Origin of the sequence: Streptomyces sp. NPDC005955 (assembly GCF_042871255.1) — a bacterium.
Lineage (GTDB): Bacteria > Actinomycetota > Actinomycetes > Streptomycetales > Streptomycetaceae > Streptomyces.
Genome location: NZ_JBIAIF010000023.1, coordinates 12546 through 29028, shown reverse-complemented (window position 1 = coordinate 29028; position 16483 = coordinate 12546). Strand labels below are relative to the sequence as shown.

General features: G+C 73.4%; 8 protein-coding genes. All 8 read left to right on the top strand.

Annotated features, from left to right (window positions below; all coding sequences use genetic code 11):
* Positions 1 to 13 precede the first annotated feature (13 nt).
* Complete coding sequence (locus ACFYOU_RS32635) at positions 14 to 253, top strand: phosphopantetheine-binding protein (protein ID WP_389764208.1); 240 nt, start codon at positions 14 to 16, stop codon at positions 251 to 253.
* A complete protein-coding gene (locus ACFYOU_RS32630) occupies positions 250 to 1098 on the top strand; it encodes an SIP domain-containing protein (RefSeq protein ID WP_391310816.1) in 849 nt (282 codons plus the stop codon). Before ACFYOU_RS32635 ends, ACFYOU_RS32630 begins: the two co-directional genes overlap by 4 nt.
* A gap of 110 nt (positions 1099 to 1208) precedes the next feature.
* Positions 1209 to 2204, top strand: coding sequence for an ABC transporter substrate-binding protein (locus tag ACFYOU_RS32625; protein WP_391310814.1), 996 nt, complete (start codon positions 1209 to 1211; stop codon positions 2202 to 2204).
* Positions 2201 to 3223, top strand: a complete 1023-nt coding sequence (locus ACFYOU_RS32620; protein ID WP_391310812.1) for an iron chelate uptake ABC transporter family permease subunit — start codon at positions 2201 to 2203, stop codon at positions 3221 to 3223. Before ACFYOU_RS32625 ends, ACFYOU_RS32620 begins: the two co-directional genes overlap by 4 nt.
* A gap of 53 nt (positions 3224 to 3276) precedes the next feature.
* Positions 3277 to 4218: an iron chelate uptake ABC transporter family permease subunit gene (locus ACFYOU_RS32615; protein WP_391310836.1), complete on the top strand. Its 942-nt coding sequence runs from the start codon at positions 3277 to 3279 to the stop codon at positions 4216 to 4218.
* Complete coding sequence (locus ACFYOU_RS32610) at positions 4215 to 5000, top strand: ATP-binding cassette domain-containing protein (protein WP_391310810.1); 786 nt, start codon at positions 4215 to 4217, stop codon at positions 4998 to 5000. Before ACFYOU_RS32615 ends, ACFYOU_RS32610 begins: the two co-directional genes overlap by 4 nt.
* 1 nt (position 5001) lies before the next feature.
* Positions 5002 to 15006, top strand: coding sequence for an amino acid adenylation domain-containing protein (locus ACFYOU_RS32605; RefSeq protein ID WP_391310808.1), 10005 nt, complete (start codon positions 5002 to 5004; stop codon positions 15004 to 15006).
* Positions 15003 to 16403: a DHA2 family efflux MFS transporter permease subunit gene (locus tag ACFYOU_RS32600; protein WP_391310805.1), complete on the top strand. Its 1401-nt coding sequence runs from the start codon at positions 15003 to 15005 to the stop codon at positions 16401 to 16403. Before ACFYOU_RS32605 ends, ACFYOU_RS32600 begins: the two co-directional genes overlap by 4 nt.
* The last annotated feature ends 80 nt before the right edge of the window (positions 16404 to 16483 follow it).

Here is a 16483-nt window from a genome sequence, read left to right as displayed (position 1 = left end):
CAGGAGCCACCCGATGAACCAGCCCCTGTCGCCCGAGCGGGTCCGCGCCGACGTCGCGGAACTGCTGGGCTGCGACCCCGCCGAGATCGCACCCGAGGAGGACCTCGTCAACTACGGCCTGGACTCGATGCGGATCATGGTCCTGGTGGAGCGCTGGCGCGATGCCGGGGCGACCACCCTGGAGTTCCCCGACCTGGCCGAGCGCGCCGAACTGGGCCACTGGACGGCGCTCCTGACCGGCCGCGCCGCATGACCCGGGTCGACCACCGGCACCGCCACCTGGAACGGATCGCCGAGGTCCGGGCGGGCCGCGAAGCCGAGAAGGTGGGCTATCCGATCCGGGTCCGGGAGGTCGAGGTCGTGCGCACCGTGATGGTCGGCACCGGCCTGCTGCGCGTGACCCTGGGCGGAGCGGGCGCCGAGGGCTTCGAAGCCCACGCACCGGACGAACACGTCAAGCTGATCTTCCCGGAGGCGGACGGCTCGCTCAGGCTGCCCGAGGCGAACGGGACGATGCTCAAGTGGCCGCGCCCGGCGCCCACTTCGCGCGAGTACACGGTGCGTCGCTTCGACCCGTCCGCGGGCGAGATCGACATCGACATCGCCCCGCACGCCCACGGCCTCGCCTCCGACTGGGCGTGCGCGGTCGAGCCCGGTGCCCGCGTCCACGTCGCGGGACCGCCCGGCGGGCTGATCGTGCCGCACACCTACGACCGCTATCTGCTCGCCGGCGACATCACGGCACTGCCCGCCATCGCCCGCTGGCTGGAAGAACTGCCCCGCACCGCACGCGGCTGGGCGTTCATCGAGGTCACCGACGCCGGCGAGGAGATCGAACTGTCCGCGCCCGAAGGGATCGACGTGCACTGGCTGCACCGGGGCGAGCGCCCCGCGGGCACCGGCGACGCACTGGAGCGGGCCGTGACCGCGGTGACCGTGCCCGAGGGCGAGCGCGCGTACCTGTGGGCGGCGGGAGAAGCGGGGCAGGTCAAACCCCTGCGCCGCTGGGCCCGGGACACGTTGCAGTTGGCGAAGGCCGATCACGACATCACCGGCTACTGGAAACGCGGCGTCGCCGACTTCGACGACGACCACTGACCTCCGGCAGACCGGCCGGACGCACCGGCACGGGCATCCCACCCCACCCGGCCGTCCCCTCAACGACGCCTCACACGAGGCGAGTTCCACCACATCTCAAGGAGTTATGCATGTTCGTGCGCAGATCGTCGGGTCTGGCCGGTGCCTTGGCCCTGAGCCTGGCCCTCACCGGATGCGGCTCGTCCGACGACGAGAAGGGTTCGGACGCGAAGGACGAGACCCGGGTCTTCGCCGCCGACAACGGCAAGATCACCATCCCGGCGAAGCCGAAGCGCGTCGTGGCCACCGGCTACGCCGTGCCCGTCCTGATCGAGGCCGGCGCACCCCTGGTCGGGATCTCGTCGTGGAAGCGCGGCGAACCGATGATGAACGAGAAGGACCTGGCCGCCTACAAGAAGCTCACCAAGGTGGCCGGCGAGCAGGCCGCCGAGACCAACTACGAGGCCATCGCCGAGGCCGACCCCGACCTGATCGTCATCGGCGTGCCCGCCCCGGTGCTCGGTGACATCGACGTCAAGCGGCTGGAGTCCATCGCCCCCGTCGTCGCGATCGGCCCCACCGTGCCGTCCGCGTGGCGCGAGCTGTCCCACAAGCAGGCCGACGCCGCCGGAGCGCTCAAGCAGTTCGACAGCGTGAAGGCCACCTACGAGGCCAAGGCCGGCGAGATCGCCAAGAAGTACGAGTCGGTCCTGCCCAAGCTCAAGCTGGGCCACGTCGGCGCCTACGGCGAGGTCGCCAAGGGCAACTTCCACCGCGAGTTCGGCCGCTCCTGGGGCTCCAACATCGCGGAGGACATCGGCGCGAAGTACTACGGCAAGGTCAAGAAGGCCGGCCCGGGCTCGCAGTCGGTCAGCGAGTACCCGTCCATCGAGGAACTCCCCGAGTCGCTCGGCGAGGCCGACGCCATCACCTACTCGGTCCAGGCCGACGGCAGCGTCCCCGAGCCGGTGAAGTACGTCATGGACTCGAAGCTGTGGAAGAACCTGCCCGCGGTGAAGGCCGGCAAGACCTTCGCGTTCCGCTACACCGAGGCCGCCACCTACGGCCAGGGCGTGCAGACCCTGGACGCGATCGACAAGGCGTTCGCGCCGCTGCTGGACCAGTGACCGTCGCAGGCCACGCGTCACGGCAGGAGGGAACCGAGCGGGCCGTGCCGCAGGTCGGCATCCTCGTCGGCGGACTGGTGCTGCTGCTGGCGATCGCCGTGCTCAGCATCGGCGTCGGCGCCCGCTCGATCCCGCCCGCCGAAGTCGTCCGGGCCCTGGTGGACTTCCGGGGCACCGACGACCACGTGATCGTCCGGGACGTCCGGGCCCCCCGCGCGCTGCTCGCCGTCGCGGTGGGCGCCGCGCTGGCGGTGGCCGGCGCCCTGATCCAGACGCTGGCCCGCAACCCACTGGCCGAGCCCGGCATCCTCGGGGTCACCGCGGGCGCCGGATTCGCCATCACCCTCGGCTCGGCCCTCGGCTGGGCCGGGGGGCAGGCGGGCGAGCTGGGCTTCGCGGTCATCGGTTCGGTGCTCGCGGCCCTGGTGGTCGCCGCCGTCGGCCGTCGTTCACCGCTGCGCATGGTGCTCACCGGCGTGGCCGTGACGGCGGTGCTCAGCGGCGTCGCCCTGGGCCTGCGGCTGATGCTCCCGGACGTCTTCGACGTCTACCGCTTCTGGTCCGTCGGATCGCTCGCGGCCCGCGAACAGGCGCCGCTGGCCCTCCCCCTGACCGCGATCGGCGCGTCCCTGGTGGGCGCGCTGCTCCTCAGCCGGTCGCTCAACGCCCTGACCCTGGGCGAGACCGTCGCCCACACCCTGGGCGCCGGAGTCAACCGGGTCCGGGGCGCCGTCCTGGTGCTGATCACCGTGCTCAGCGGGGCGGCCACCGCGGTCGCCGGCCCGATCCTCTTCGTCGGGCTGATCGTGCCGCACCTGGTCCGCCGGCTCGCGGCGGGCTCGGTGCCCTGGCTGATGCTCCACACCATGGTGCTCGGACCGATCCTGCTGCTGATCGCCGACATGGGCTCCCGGGTCCTGCTGCCCACCGGCGAGGTGCCGGTGGCCATCGTCACCGCGTTCCTCGGCGGCCCCATGCTGATCTGGGCCGTGCGCCGCTACGGGGCGGGATCGCTGTGAGCGCGCTCACCGGAGTACGGGCCGAACCCCGTACCGTCGTCCTCGGCGCGGTGATGACCGTCCTGCTGCTGGGCCTCGGCCTGCTCGGACTGTGCTACGGCGCGTCCTGGTCGTCGCCCGGCGACGTGTTCGCCGCGCTGACCGGCGCCGAGCACTCCGTGGTGATCATGGAATGGCGGCTGCCGCGGGTACTGGCCGGGCTGGTCTTCGGCGCCGCTCTCGGAGTGGCCGGAGCGGTCTTCCAGAACCTCACCCGCAACCCGATGGGCAGCCCCGACGTGATCGGCCTCGACGCCGGCGCGTACACCGGCGCCCTGGTCGCCATCACCGTACTGTCCGGCACCTCCGCCCAGTTGGCCGTCGGCTCGGTGGCCGGCGGACTGATCGTCGCGGCCCTGATCTACCTGCTGTCGTTCGACCGGGGCTTCTCCGGACTGCGACTGGTGGTCATCGGCATCGCCGTCAACGCGATGGTGACCGCGATCAACTCGTGGATCGTGCTGCGCGCCGAACTCGAAGTGGCGATCGCCGCGGTCGGCTGGAGCGCCGGCTCCCTCAACGGCGTCGGTTGGGACGACCTGTGGATCCCGTTCTCGGTGATCGCCGCGCTGCTGGTCGTGATGGCCGCACAGGCCCACTCCATGCACCAGGCGTCGCTCGGCGACTCCGTCGCGGTCACCACCGGCGTCGGGCTCGACCGACTGCGCCTGCTGATGGTGCTGGTCGGCGTCGGCTGCACCGCCACGGTGACCGCAGTGGCCGGACCGATCGCCTTCATCGCCCTCGCCGCCCCGCAGATCGGCCGCAGGCTCGCGGGCGCCGCCGGCGTACCCCTGCTCCCGGCCGCACTGACCGGAGCCGTGCTGCTCCAAGGCGCCGATCTGCTCGCCCAGATGCTGCTGGCGCCCGTCGCGCTGCCCGTCGGCGTGGTGAGCACCGCGATCGGCGGCTGCTATCTGATCTGGCTGCTGACCAAGGAAGTGAGGCGAGCGTGAACGCACGCCTGACCGCGCGGGATATCACCCTGCGCTACGGAGACCGGGTGGTGTCCACACGGCTGAGCCTCGACGTCCCCGACGGCGCGTTCACCGCCATCGTGGGCCCCAACGCCTGCGGGAAATCAACCCTGTTGCGCGCGTTCGTGCGACTGCTGCGCCCCCACACCGGACACGTGCAACTCGACGGCCGCGAGGTCGGCGACTACGGCAACAAGGCGCTGGCCAAACAGCTCGGCTTCCTGCCGCAGGACCCCCTCGCCCCCGAGGACATCAAGGTCAGACAGCTGGTGGGACGCGGCAGGTTCCCCCACCAATCGCTCCTGGCGGTGTGGTCGCCGAAGGACCAGGAAGCCGTCACCGAGGCGATGGCCGCCGCCGGCGTCGCCGACCTGGGCGACCGGCTCGTGCACGAGCTGTCCGGCGGCCAACGACAACGGGTGTGGATGGCGATGGTGCTCGCCCAGCAGACCCCCTACCTGCTGCTCGACGAACCCACCTCGTTCCTCGACATCACCCACCAGTACCAACTACTCGGCCTCCTGGCCACGTTGCGTGACGAGGGCCGCACGGTGATCGCCGTCCTGCACGACATCAACCAGGCGTGTCGGTTCGCCGACCACCTGGTGGCCATGAAGGACGGCCGGGTGGTCGCCGAGGGCGACCCCGCGGACATCGTGGACGCCGTGCTGATCAAGGACGTGTTCGACCTACCGAGCGTCATCGTCCCCGACCCGGTGACAGCTACGCCGATGGTCGTCCCCACACTTCAAGGAGAGTAAGTTGAGCACCCCCCGCGTGCCATCGGACGGACTGCTCGCCCTGACCAGCGCCCAGTTGGGCATCTGGAACGCGCAGCGCCTCGAACCGGACTCGCCGTACTACCTGGTCGGCGACGTGGTGGAGATATCGGGCGACGAACCGGTCGACGTCGACGCGCTCGTCGAAGCGGTCCGGGCCACCACCGAGGAGGCCGAGACCCTGCGCCTGCGGGTCTACGACACCCCCGAGGCACCGCAACAGGCGGTCAGCGACGAACCGGTCGAGCCGCCCCGGGTGATCGACCTCAGCGGTCGCCCCGACCCCCTCGCCGCGGCCCACGCCTTCGTCGACGCCGAGCGGGCCCGGGTGGCCGAGGAATGCCGGGACATGGTGGACCGGCCGCTGTACGCACGCACCGTCATCCGGCTCTCCGACCGCGAGGTCTGGTACACCCAACTCGGCCACCACCTCGTCTTCGACGGCTACACCGCGGCGATGCTCGCCCGCCGCACCGCCGCCCACTACACCGCCCGGGTGCGCGACACCGACCTGCCGCCTTCGACGTTCGGACGCTTCGCCGACCTCGTCGCCGCCGACCGCGCCTACCGGGTCAGCGACCGGGCCGCCGACGACCGCGCCTACTGGGTGGAACGGTTCACCCCGCTGCCCGACCTCGGTGACGTCGACACGGCCGCCGGCCCGCCCGACCGCACCCTGACCGCCCGGGCCGTCGTCCCCCCCGAGGAGACGGCCCGCCTGCGCGCCTTCGCCACCCGGGAGGGCGTCACCTGGGGCGAGGCACTGATCGCCGGGTACGCCGCCTTCCTGCACCGCGCCCTGGGCCGCACCGACGTCGTGTTCGCGCTGCCCCTGATGTGCCGCGCCGGCTCCACCGAACTGCGCACCCCCGCCATGGCCGTCAACGTGCTGCCGCTGCGCGTGGCCGTCCGCAGCGGTGACGGACTGGGGGAGCTGAGCCGCCGCGTCTCCGACGCCATGCGCGAGATGCGCGAGCACCAGCGGTACCGCGGCGAGGACCTGCCGCGCGACCTCGGCGTACCCGGCGCCGGCGCCCTGCTGCACGGACGCGGCATCAACCTCAAGGCGTTCGACCTGGCGATCGACTTCGCCGGAGCCACCGGCGTGATGCGCAACGTCGCCGGCGGCCCGCCCGAGGACATGGGACTCAGCGTCCTGCCCACCCGCGACGGCGGTCTGCTCTTCGGCTTCGAGGTGGACGCCCGGGGCACCGACCAAGCCGCGGTCGACGCCAGGCTCTCCGGCTTCCGCAACCTGCTCTCCGGGCTGATCGACGGCCTGCCGGTGGGACGCATCGCCCTGGTCGACGACGTGGACCGGCTGCTGGCCGACTGGTCCCCGCAGGCCCTGCCCGGCACCCCCGTGGACGTACCCACCGCGTTCAACGCCATGATCGCCGCCGACCCGCAGCGCACCGCCCTGGTGTGCGGCACCGACCGGCTGTCCGCCGCGACCCTGGCGGACCGGGTGCACCGAACCGCCCGGGCCCTACGCGCCCGCGGCATCGGGCCCGACGACGTCGTGGCCCTGGCCCTGCCCCGCTCCGCCCACACCGTGGTCGCCCTCCTCGCCGTCCTGGACGCCGGCGCCGCGTTCCTGCCGCTGGACTCCGCGTACCCGGCCGAACGGCTGCGGGAACTGGTCGACGACACCCGCCCCGCACTGGTCCTCACCGACGGCCCGGGCCCGGTGGAAGGCCTGCCCTGGGCCACCCTGGTCGGCGAGGCCGCAGCGCTGTCCGGCGCCCCCCTGATGGCCGACGAACTGGCCGCCCCCCGCCACCCCGAACACCTCGCCTACGTGATCCACACCTCCGGATCGACCGGGCGCCCCAAGGGGGTCCTCGGCCGGGTCGGCGGCCTCGCCAGCCTGCTGCACCACCAGCGGTCCACCGTCGTCGCCCAGGCCGAACGCGCCGCCGGCCGGCGACTGCGCGCCTCCCACACCTACTCCTTCGCCTTCGACTCCGCCTTCGAACACCTGGTGTGGCTGCTCTGCGGCCACGAACTGCACGTCTACGACACCGACACCACCCGCGACGCCGACGCCCTGCTCGCCGCGTACACCCGCGACCGCATCGACATCATGGACACCACCCCGTCGATGGCCGCACCACTGATCGACGGCGGCCTCCTGGACCTGCCGCCCACCCTGCTGCTCCTCGGCGGCGAAGCGGTACCGCCCGCCCTGTGGCAGCGGATCGCCGCCTCGGGCACCGCCGCCCGCAACATGTACGGGCCGACCGAGGCGTCCGTCACCAGCAGCACCGCTCCGATCACCGGCGACGAACCCACCGTCGGCCACCCGCTGGCCGGCACCCGCACCCACGTCCTGGACCACGCGCTCCAGCCGGTGCCGCACGGCACGGTCGGCGAACTGTACCTGGCCGGCCCGCACCTGGCCCGCGGCTACCTCGGCAAGCCCGGGGCGAGCGCCGAACGCTTCGTCGCCGACCCCTTCGGCGCGCCGGGGACGCGGATGTACCGCACCGGCGACCTGGCCCGCTGGGTGCCCGGCCGCGGCCTGGAGTACCTGGGCCGCGGCGACGGACAGGTCAAGATCCGCGGCCACCGGGTGGAAACCGGCGAGGTCGAAGCCGCCCTCGGGGCGGTGCCCCACGTCACCGCGGCCGCCGCCACCATCCGCTCGTCCCGACTCGTCGGCTACGTCGTGTCGACCTCTTCCTCGACCACCGGCGACGCGGTACGCGCCCACCTGGCCGAGCGGCTCCCCGACCACATGGTGCCCGCCGCGGTGGTCGTGCTGGACGAACTCCCGCTCACCCCCAACGGCAAGCTCGACCGCGCGGCCCTGCCCGCACCCTCGATCTCCGGCAGCGGCCGGGAACCCAGCACCGAACGGGAACGCCTGCTGTGCGCGGTCCTCGCCGAGGTGTTCGAGATCGACCGGGTCGGCGTGGACGACGACTACTTCGCCCTCGGCGGCGACAGCATCACCGCGATCACCGTCAGCAGCCGGCTGCGCGCCCGGGGCATCGACATGCGGCCCCGCGACCTGCTGGCCCGCCGCAGCTTCGCCGCCCTGGCCGCCTCCGCCGCCCGGGTCGACGACACCCCCGAGCCGCTGGACGACCCCGCCGGACCCGTGCCGCCGCCGCCGATCGTCCGCGGCCTGCTCGACCCGAACCCCGACGCGGACGTCATCGCCGGATACGCCCAGTGGACGGCCCTGCGCATCGACGCCCTCACCCACGACGACCTGGCGGCCGGCGTACAGGCGGTCCTCGACCGACACGACGCGCTCCGCCTGCGGGTCATCGACGCCGACGACGGGCAGCACCTGGACGTGCTCGCCCGCGGCGCCGTACAAGCCGTCGTCAGCGAAACCCGCGGCGAGGACGTGACCGCCCTCGCCCACCGCCTCGCCGGGGAACTCGACCCCCGCTCCGGCGACCTGCTGCGGGCCGCCCTGCTCCGCACCGACGACGCCACCCCGGACCGGCTGGTCGTCGTCGTCCACCACCTCGCCATGGACGGCGTGTCCTGGCGCATCCTGCTGCCCGACCTGCACACGGCCTGCACCGGCGGCGCCCTCGACCCCGGCGGCGCCTCCTGGCGGCGGCACGCCACGCTCCTCGCCGAACAGGGGACCTCCGGCGCCCGACGCGGCGAACTCGACTACTGGCGCGCCGCACTCGACGCCGCGCCCCGGCTGGGCGCCCGACCGCTGGACCAGAAGCGGGACACCGTGGCCACCGCCCACCAGTCGGTCACCCTCGCCACGCCCGAAGCCACCGAAGCGCTGCTCACCACGCTGCCCGCCGCCTACCGCGCCGGCGTCGACGAGGTGCTGCTCGCCGCACTCGTCCTCGCCCTACGGGCCTGGGGCGTGACCGGCGACGCCGTGACTGTCACCATGGAGGGCCACGGCCGCGAACACCTCGACCTGGCCCGCACCGTCGGCTGGTTCACCAGCGAGTACCCCGTCCGCGTACCCACCGCCGGCGACGTGGGGCAGGTCCTGCGCGCGGCCAAGGAGGCCAAGCGCGGCGTCCCCGACGGCGGCGTCGGCTACGGCGTCCTGCGCACCCTCGACCCGACGGCCGGACCCGAACTGTCCGCCGTCCCGCCGCCGGACGTCCTGCTCAACTACCTCGGCCGGTTCGGCTCGCTGCCCGGCACCGGCTGGCAACTGCCCGAGCAGGACGCCTTCTCGGTGACCGAACCCGACGCCAAAGCCCTGGAACAGGTACTGGCCCTCAACTGCTTCGTCCACGAGGAGGGCACGCCCCGGCTCGCCGTCGAGTGGACCGCCGCGACCGCCGTGCTCGGCACCGAAACCGTCGCGGCCCTCCAAACCGCCTGGGCCGTGGCGCTGGACGCGCTCGTCGCCCACGCACTGGACGACCCCGGCGGCCTCACCCCCTCGGACCTGCCGCTGGTCGACCTCGACCAAGCCGCGGTCGACGCCCTCGAAGGCGCCGACGGCGTCGGCCGCATCGCCGACGTGCTGCCCGCCACGCCCTTGCAGGTCGGCCTCTCCTTCCACACCCTGGTCCGCGACGACCACGACACCGACGTCTACGTCGTCCAGGCCCTGACCACCCTGGTCGGCGAACTGGACCCGGACCGGATGGCCGAGGCGGCGCGGGAACTGCTGCGCCGTCACCCCGCACTGCGCGTGTACCTCGCCCCCGCCGGAGACGGCGTGGTGCAGGTGATCCCCGCCGACGTCGCCCTGGAATGGCGACGCGACGACGCCTTCCCCGAGGCGGCCCGCGCCGACCTGGAGCGCCCGTTCGACCCGGCCAGGCCGCCCCTGATCCGCTTCCTGCTCTCCCGGGTCGGCCCCGCCGAACACCGGCTGGTGATCACCAACCACCACGCCCTGCTCGACGGCTGGTCGATGCCGCTGGTCGGCCGCACCCTGCTGGCCCTCTACGCCGAACTCGGCGGCGGCCCCGCCGCCCCCGTCGCCCCGCCGCTGTCGGAGTACTTCCGCTGGCTGGCCGACCGCGACCACGGCGCCTCCCTCGACGCCTGGCGCAACGCGCTCGCCGGCGTCGACGACGCCACCCGACTGGCACCCGCCAGCACCGGGACCGGCATCGAACGCCCCGGCCGGGTGAGCGTCGACCTCGGCCGGGAGTTCAGCGACCGGCTGCGCGGCTTCGCCCGCGAACAGGGCGTCACCCTGACCACCGTGCTCCAGACCGCCTGGGGCCTGCTCCTCGGCCGACTCACCGGCCGCCGCGACGTCGTCTTCGGCTGCCCGGTGTCCGGCCGGCCCGCCGAGGTCGACGGAGTCGAGTCGATGATCGGCCAGCTCGGCACCACCATCCCGGTGCGCGTCCGCCACACCCAGGACCGCACCGCGCGGGACCTGATGGCCGACGTGCACGCCGACAGCGTCGCCCTCGCCGAACACCACCACGTGGGCCTGCCCGACATCCAGCGGGCGGTCGGCATCGGCGAACTCTTCGACACCATGCTGGTGATGGAGAACTTCCCGCTGTCCAGCCGCAAGCGCACCCCGCTCGCCCCCGGCCTCGACCTGGCCGGCGTGGACATCACCGACGCCACCCACTACCCCCTCACCGTCATCGTCATCCCCGACGACGCGATCACCATCGGCCTCGGCTACCAGCCGCGCGCCTTCGCCGAGGACACCGTCCGCGACTACGGCCGCTGGCTGCACCACCTGCTGCGCGAAATCGTGGAGGACCCCGACCGGCCGGCGATCCGGATCCCCGCGCTCGACCCCGACGAGCGCGAGCGGATGCTCCGCACCGGCACCGAAGTCGTACCCGCGAAGCAACGCGGCCACTGGCTGACCGAGTTCGCCGCCTGGGTGCACCGCAAGCCCGACGCCGAGGCCCTGGTCTGCCGCGACCGCAGCCTCACCTACGACGCACTGGACCGCCGGGCCAACCGGCTGGCCCACGCGCTCATCGCCCGCGGAGTGCGCCCCCAGGACCCGGTCGCGGTCCTGCTCGGACGTGACGTCGAGATGACGGTCGCCCTGTTCGCCGTGGCCAAGGCCGGCGCCGTGTACGTACCGCTGGACCCGAGCTACCCGCAGGACCGACTGGCGTACATGTTCGACGACATCGCCCCGGCCGCCGTGGTCACCAGCGGCGCCGCACTGCCCGTCGACCGGGAGGTCCCCGTCCTGCGGCTGGACGACCCGGCCACCCTCGCCTCCGCACCGGACACCGACCCCGCCGAAGCACGCGCCACGCTCACCGAGGACGCCCTCGCGTACGTCATCTACACCTCCGGCACCACCGGGCGCCCCAAGGGCGTCGGCGTGACCCACCGCGGCGTGCCCGACCTCATCGCGCTCCAGGAGGAGGTCGTCCAGGTCACCGAACACGACCGGTACCTGCACTTCGCGTCGACCAGCTTCGACGTCGCGTTCTGGCAGACCATGGTGCCGCTGCTGTCCGGCGGCACCTCCGTCATCGCCCCCGAGGAGGTCCGCACCTCCGGCGACGCGCTCCTCGACTACGTCGTCGAACACCGGGTCACCGGAGTGAACCTGCTGCCGTCGTTCCTGGCCGCGATGCCCGACGACCGCACGGTCCACCCCGACGTGTTCTTCGTCGTCGGCGCCGAACGACTCGACCCCGAACTCGCCCGCCGCTGGGGCGAGGGCCGCAGGGCCCTGTTCAACGCCTACGGGCCCACCGAGGTCACCATCAACTCCACCCTCTGGCGGTACGACCCGGACGACCCCGGACCGCTGCCCATCGGCCGGCCCGACCCCAATGTCCGCGCGTACGTGCTCGACGGGGGCCTCCAGCCCGTCGGCGTCGGCGTGACCGGCGAGCTGTACCTCGGCGGACCGAGCCTGGCCCGCGGCTACCTCGGCCGCCCTGCGCTGACCGCCGCGGCGTTCGTCGCCGACCCGTACGGCCCCCCGGGCGAGCGGATGTACCGCACCGGAGACCTGGTGCGGTGGCGGCCCGACGGACAGCTCGTGTTCCTCGGCCGCGCCGACCACCAGGTCAAGGTCCGCGGCTTCCGCGTCGAACTCGGCGAGATCGAATCCGTCCTCACCCGCCACCCCGACGTGCGCGCCTGCGCCGTGATCGTGCGCGACGGCCGACTCCTCGGCTACGTCATCCCGACCGACGACGCCGACCTGGACCCCGCCCGGGTCCGCGCCCACCTGGCCGCGGAACTGCCCGACCACATGGTGCCGACCGTGCTCGTGCCGATCGACCGACTGCCGCTCAGCCCCAGCGGCAAGCTCGACGCCGCCGCACTGCCGGCCCCCGAGATCGCCGCCGGCGTCCGCCGCGCACCCGCCACCGAAGCGGAAGCGGCGCTGCTCACCGTCTTCCAGGACATCCTGGGCTCCGACGACGTCGGCCTCGACGACGACTTCTTCGCCATCGGCGGCGACAGCATCGTGTCCCTCCAGGTCGTCTCCCGCGCCCGACGCCGCGGACTCGGCCTGACCGCACGGGACGTGTTCGAGGGCGAGACCGTCGCCGGGATCGCCGCCCGCGCCCGCACCCTCGTCGAAGAGGAAGCCCCCGCGGTCGGCGACGCACCGCTCACCCCGATCATGCGGGACCTGCTGCGCCGCGCCGGAACCGCCGCCGACGGCTTCTGCCAGTGGATCGAGATCTGCGTCCCGCCCGGCGGCGACGGGGCCACCTGGCACACCGTGCTCGACGCGGTACTGGCCCGACACGACGTGCTCCGCGCCCACCTCGCCGACCACGTGCTGCGCATCCCCCCGATCGGCGCCGTCACCGGAGCCGACGTACTGACCCGACGCACCGCGACCGACGACCTGCGGACCCTGGTCGACTCCTGGACCGCCGAAGCCCGCGACACGATGGACCCGCGCACCGGTCCGCTGCTGCGCGCGCTGTGGGTGGACGCCGGGCCCGCCCGCCCGGGCCGACTCGTCCTGCTCGCCCACCACCTCGTCGTCGACGGCGTGTCCTGGCGCGTGCTCCTGGACGACGTGCAGCACGCCCACTCCGGGGGACAGCTGACCCGGCACGGCCAGTCGTTCCTCGGCTGGGCACGCTCGCTGCACGACGCCGACCGACGGGCCGAACTGCCGCACTGGCAGGGCACGACCGCCGCCACCCCGGCGCTCACCCGCCCGCTCGACCCCGCCCGGGACACCGTGGCCACGGCGACCCACCACGAGATCCGGCTCGACACCGCCGCGACCCGCGCTCTGATCACCACCCTGCCCGCCGCGCACCGCACCACCCCGGACGCCGTACTGCTCACGGCGCTCGCCCGTGCGGTACGCGCCTGGCGCGGAACCCCCGAACTGCTGGTCGCCCTGGAGAGCCACGGTCGCCCGACGCAGGTCGACCTCTCCCAGACCGTCGGCTGGTTCACCGCGGTCCACCCGGTACGGCTGCACGCCGACGACGACGTGCAGGCGGTCCGGGAACGGCTGCGCACCCAGGGCGACGGCCTCGGGCACGGCATCCTCACCGCGGCGGGCCTGCTGGACCCGGTGCCCCTGGAGGTCGCCTGGAACTACCTCGGTCAGTTCCCCGGCGCCCCCGCCGAGGAGACGCCGTGGCAGGCGCCCCCGGACGCCGACCCGCTCGGCTCCGGCGGCACCGACGCGCTGCCCCTGCCGCACAGCCTGATGGTCAACGCCCTGGTGCGCGACGACGCACTCGGCGTCAGGATCACCTGGCCCGCCGCACTGTTCACCGCCGCCGAGGTCGAGGAACTGGCCGAGCACCTGCGCAGCGCGCTGCTGAGCACCGCCGCCGCGCCGGAGGCCCTGGCCCTCGACGGCGACCGCCCGGTCGCCGAGGTGCAGCCGCTCGCCCCGCTCCAGGAAGTGATGCTGCGGCACTCGCGCGCCGAACGCCCCGACCCGTACACCGTGCAGTCGACGTTCTCCCTGGCCGGCCCGCTCGATCCCGAGGCGCTGCGCGGGGCGGGCACCGACCTGCTGGACCGTCACCCCAACCTGGGCGCCGTGTTCCCGGCCGACCTCGCGGTGATTCCCGAGACGCCCCGGCTGGACTTCCGGGTGGTCGACGGGCCGGCCGAGGAGGCGCTGGCGGCCGACCTGGCCGAAGCGTTCGACCTCGTGGACGGGCCGCTGTTCCGCCTGACCGTGATCCGCCGCGGCCCCGACCTCGCCGACCTGGCCATGACCAGCCACCACCTGCTCTCCGACGGCTGGTCGGCCCCGCGCATCCTCACCGAGTTGTTCGCCCTCTACACCGCGCGGGTCCGCGGCGAGTCCCCGGACCTGCCCACCCCCGTACCGTTCGGCGACTACCTGCGCTGGCACGCCGACCACGAACCCGACCTCGACGTCTGGGCGACCGAGTTGGACGGGCTGGCCGAAGGCGACTACCTGGGCGGCGGCGACCCCGGACCGGCCTGGCAGGAGCCCGCGCTCCTCACCTTCGACGCGGCCCTGGTGGCAGAGCTCGGCCAGCAGGCCGCCCGACGCGGACTCACCAGGAACACACTGCTGCAAGGGGCCTGGTCGGTCCTGCTCGCCCGGCGCTCCGGCCGCACCGACGTCTGCTTCGGCGCCATGGTCGCCTGCCGGCCCCCGGAGCTGGAGGGCGTCGAGGAGATCATCGGGCTGCTGGCCAACACGGTGCCGGTCCGCGCACGGCTCGCCGGCACCCTCGCCGACACCCTCGCGGACCTCCAGGCCCGCCAACAGGCCCTGGTGGAGCACCAGCACGTCGCCCTGCCCGACCTGGAACGGCGCACGGGACGGCACCGGCTCTTCGACAGCCTGGTGGTGTTCGAGAACTACCCGGTCGACCCGGACCGCCTCCGGGAACCCGCCCCCGGGCTCACGGTCGTCGGAACCCGGTTCCGCGAGGCCACCCATCATCCGGTGACCCTGACGGTCATGCCGGACGGCGACGGCTGGACCGGAGTGCTCGCACACCGGTCCGCAGTGGACGTCGACGGGCTGGCCGAGGAACTGCTCGACCTCCTGCGGTCCCTCGGCGACCACCTCGACGAGGACGTCCTCGACCTCCTGGAGCGTCCATGAGCAAGAACGCCGCGCCGCCGACCGAACGGGTCGACGGACCACTGCTGCGGATCGCCTTCATCCTGGTCCTCGGCACGTTCATGGCCACCGTGGACGCCACCATCGTCAGCGTCGGCATCGACACCCTGACGGAGGAGTTCAACGCCTCCGTCGCCGAGATCCAATGGGTGTCCACCGCCTACCTGCTGGCCGTCGTCGCCGCCGTGCCCGCCTCCGGCTGGCTGGCCGACCGGTTCGGCGGGCGCCGGACCTGGCTCGTCGCGGTGGGGGTGTTCCTGCTCGGCTCGCTGCTGTGCGCACTGGCCTGGTCGGCGCCCAGCCTGATCGTCGCCCGGGTCGTCCAGGGCCTCGGCGGCGGGCTGTTGCCCGCGACCGGACAAGCCCTGCTGGCCCGCGTCGCCGGTCCCGGCCGCATCGGCCGGGTCATCAGCATCGTCGCCGTCGTGCCGCTGCTGTCACCGGTCCTCGGCCCGATGGTCGGCGGCTCCATCCTCGGCGTGGCGTCCTGGCCCTGGCTGTTCCTGGTCAACCTGCCGATCGGGCTGGCCGCGGTGCTGCTCGCCCGCCGCTACGTGCCCGTGGTGCCGCCGTCGGACCGTCGCACGGCCTTCGACCTGCGGGGGGCCCTGCTGCTCTCGCCCGGCCTGGCCGTGCTGGTGTACGGGCTGACCGAGGTCGCCCACGAGCGCACCCTGCCCGCCGTGATCGGGGTGTCCGTCGGTTCGGTGATGCTGGCCGGATTCCTCGTGCACGGGTTGCGGACCCGTGGCACCCCGCTCGTCGACCCCCGGCTGTTCTCCCGACCGCCGTTCGGTGCCGCCGCGCTCTCGCTGGTCGTCCTGGGCGCCTCGGTGTTCGGCACGATGTTCCTGCTGCCGCTGTACTTCCAGACGGCTCGCGACCTGTCGGCGTGGGAGGCCGGGATGCTGCTGGCCCCCCAGGGGCTGGGAGCGGTGGCCGGGTCGGTCCTGGTCAACCGGGCCATCGACAAGGTGGCACCCCGGTCCCTGGTGGTCATCGGCATCGCGCTGATCCTCGTGGGCACCGTCCCGTTCACCCAACTCGGCCACGAGCCACCGGACCTGGTGATCGTCGCGGCGCTGGCGGTCCGCGGTTTCGGCATGGCGATGATCAGCGCGCCGATCATGAACATCGTCTACACCCGCATCGAGCCCGCACACCTGCCGCGCGCGGCGGGAGCGCTCAACCTGCTGAACACCGTGGGCGGTTCGCTGGGCACCGCGGCGCTCGCGGTGGTGTTGCAGGACCGGTTGGCCGCCCGTGGGGCGGAGGTCTCCTGGGCGTTCGCCGACACCTTCTGGTGGGTCCTCGGCTTCGGTCTGCTCGCCGCCGCAGGGGCGACGCGACTGCCCCGGACCCAGCCGAAGGGGCGCTGAGTTCCCCGCCGTGCCGCGCACCGTCCCGGTGCGCGGCACGCGGGAACGCGCAAGCCCCCCTGCGGTGCGCAAGGGGGCTC

Excerpts from the sequence above, each read along its gene's own strand:
- ACFYOU_RS32600 (WP_391310805.1), top strand. The coding sequence starts at position 15,003 with ATGAGCAAGAACGCCGCGCCGCCGACCGAACGGGTCGACGGACCACTG.
- ACFYOU_RS32625 (WP_391310814.1), top strand. The coding sequence starts at position 1,209 with ATGTTCGTGCGCAGATCGTCGGGTCTGGCCGGTGCCTTGGCCCTGAGC.
- ACFYOU_RS32615 (WP_391310836.1), top strand. The coding sequence starts at position 3,277 with ATGACCGTCCTGCTGCTGGGCCTCGGCCTGCTCGGACTGTGCTACGGC.
- ACFYOU_RS32630 (WP_391310816.1), top strand. The coding sequence starts at position 250 with ATGACCCGGGTCGACCACCGGCACCGCCACCTGGAACGGATCGCCGAG.
- ACFYOU_RS32635 (WP_389764208.1), top strand. The coding sequence starts at position 14 with ATGAACCAGCCCCTGTCGCCCGAGCGGGTCCGCGCCGACGTCGCGGAA.